The 2,473-nt window shown below is 32.3% G+C and carries 2 protein-coding genes and 2 pseudogenes; 2 read left to right on the forward strand and 2 right to left on the reverse strand.

What is annotated here, in order from left to right:
• A pseudogene (locus WKI42_RS10110) lies at positions 1 to 182 on the reverse strand (hypothetical protein); the annotation flags it as partial.
• Between the two features lie 128 nt (positions 183 to 310).
• Positions 311 to 480, reverse strand: a pseudogene (locus WKI42_RS10115) (PhrA family quorum-sensing system peptide).
• 189 nt (positions 481 to 669) lie between these two features.
• Here WKI42_RS10115 and WKI42_RS10120 point away from each other — a divergent pair.
• On the forward strand, positions 670 to 1,533 hold the full coding sequence (locus WKI42_RS10120) for a helix-turn-helix transcriptional regulator (protein WP_368081855.1): 864 nt from the start codon (positions 670 to 672) through the stop codon (positions 1,531 to 1,533).
• 247 nt (positions 1,534 to 1,780) lie between these two features.
• On the forward strand, positions 1,781 to 2,401 hold the full coding sequence (locus WKI42_RS10125) for a hypothetical protein (RefSeq protein WP_368081856.1): 621 nt from the start codon (positions 1,781 to 1,783) through the stop codon (positions 2,399 to 2,401).
• The last annotated feature ends 72 nt before the right edge of the window (positions 2,402 to 2,473 follow it).

A 2,473-nucleotide genomic window follows, 5' to 3' on the forward strand; every position in this document is an offset into this window, starting at 1 on the left:
GTTTCTTCTGCTAGTTTTTCCAAGCGTGTAGCAACATGCTGAAAAGTTGTTTCAGGGGAAGAATCACGTACAACAACGTTGGGGTAATAATAGGAGACATATGTATCAGTCCAAATGGTAAATACCCAAACAAAGAACAAACTAGCAAGCAGGTTGGATATGAGTATAAATAATTTTTTCATAGTGCATTCCTTATTCTAAAACAGAGGGCAGAAATACCCCTGACCTCTATAAACTAAACAAGCTTACTAAACTATTGATAAAAGAATCTTCTTCTCTCTAAATAGTTGAATTTTAAAGTAATACGAAATCAATCAGCCTTCCCAACATCAAGATCATTGGACTTCTTTTGTGATTCTACTCGAATCTCCAATCGTTTATCCTTCTGAATAACTGTTGATAGGGGATTGTATTACCAAATGCAAGAACACTTAGTAATACAAATATAACTATTTTTTTAATTCCACGTTTTTTTCTCATGCAATGAAACCCCTTTCTTTTTCCTTATTTTTATTCTAACATATATATTTTATTTATTCAAGTATTTATGTTCATTTTAACTTTTTTTTTATATTATTAAACATAAACATTTTTTATTCCTTTAACTTGCTATTTTGAACTAAAAAATTTATAATGAAATTAAGCAAATAGGAAGGTTTATTATCTTTAATGAATACACTCGCAGAGAAATTCAGATTGAAAAGAAAAGAGTTGAGACTCTCCCAACAAACTCTTGCAGAAGGACTTTGTGAACAAAGCCAGATTAGTAAAATTGAGAGAGGGCATTTCATTCCCTCCGCAGACCTTTTGTTCAAACTCTCCCAACGACTCGAAGTGCCATTAGATTATTTTTTTAATGAACAAATTGAAATTAAATCTAACCTCTCTAATTTCAAGCAATTATCTGCTCGACTATTAGATGATAGAAATTATGACGATTTGGAATATATTTATAGAATAGAGATTGAACGAAGTACTTTTCTAACACTAGAAGACCGAACTTACCTTGAATGGATTAAAGCTATTATTGACTTCTATCAATATGACAGTAAGTGTGAGGCTATTTCTTCATTGGAAAATATATTATTAAAAGTCTCCTCAACTACTCTGATTTATTTAAAGGTACTGAATACTCTATCTAATTTCTATTCCTTAGTGGGTCGTGAACAAGAATATGAGGCAAACTACTCTCATTTGATGGAGTTATATCAGACAAAAAATTTTGAGCATCAAGAGTTTTTATTTGGCTACATCAGAGTTCGTTACAACTACGCTCACTACCTAGTATCAAAGGAAAAATATAACGAAGCCATCCAAGAAGCTCTTGAGACGATTGAACTCTGTAAACAAAGACAGACAAGCTACCAACTGGCTCCTCTACTTATTCTTGTAGGAAATGCTGGAGCCAAATTTCTAGACAAAGAACAAGTCAAAAATTATTATATAGAAGCAAAAGAGTTATGTAAGATTTATAACAATCCTTTAATGTTGATGAAGATAGAAAATTATTTGAAGGAATTAGATACTGTTTAGTTAATCTTGACATTATAGTTTTTCTGAAACGTTAAATAACCTGTAAGGCTGATAGTGAAATGAATACTATCAGCCTTATTTCAAATTTATATTCTTCCAAAATCTCTTCAAACCACGTCAGCTCTTTGATTTTCATTGAGTATTAGTCTCTGGTGTTTGTTTAGCGTCTTAAAGAGACATTTGAGAAGATTGGAAACAGTTCTCTCTTTTCTCCGAGTATAATGATTGGTAGGAAGGGAGAGAAAAGATGAAATCAATGAGAATCTTATTTTTGTTAGCTTTAATTCAAATCAGTTTGAGTAGCTGTTTCCTATGGAAAGAATGCATCTTGTCCTTTAAACAAAGTACAGCTTTTTTCATCGGAAGTATGGTCTTCGTTTCAGGAATCTGTGCTGGAGTAAATTATCTTTATACCCGTAAGCAAGAAGTCCATAGTGTCCTAGCTAGTAAGAAGTCAGTGAATCTTTTTTACAGTATGTTACTCTTAATTAATTTGTTAGGAGCTGTTCTTGTCTTGTCAGACAACTTGTTCATCAAAAATACGTTGCAGCAAGAATTAGTTGACTTTTTATTGCCATCCTTTTTCTTTCTATTTGGGCTAGATTTGCTGATTTTTTTACCCTTGAAAAAATACATGCGCGATTTACTTGCTATGTTAGACAGAAAAAAGACAGTGTTGGTGACTATTTTAGCAACACTTCTCTTCTTAAGAAATCCAATGACCATTGTCTCTCTTCTGATTTATATTGGACTAGGTTTGTTTTTTGCCGCCTATCTTGTCCCAAATTCGGTTAAGAAGGAAGTTTCCTTTTATGGTCATATTTTCCGAGATCTTGTATTGGTCATTGCTACGCTCATTTTCTTTTAGAGAAAGCTTGTTTTTATGGATGTTATGATGGTAATACTCTTCGAAAATCAAATTCAAACTACGTCAGCGTCG

Source organism: Streptococcus pseudopneumoniae, from assembly GCF_038148935.1.
Taxonomy (GTDB): domain Bacteria; phylum Bacillota; class Bacilli; order Lactobacillales; family Streptococcaceae; genus Streptococcus; species Streptococcus pseudopneumoniae_U.

Coding starts and splice junctions, on each gene's coding strand:
- WKI42_RS10120 (WP_368081855.1), top strand. CDS start 670: ATGAATACACTCGCAGAGAAATTCAGATTGAAAAGAAAAGAGTTGAGA.
- WKI42_RS10125 (WP_368081856.1), top strand. CDS start 1,781: ATGAAATCAATGAGAATCTTATTTTTGTTAGCTTTAATTCAAATCAGT.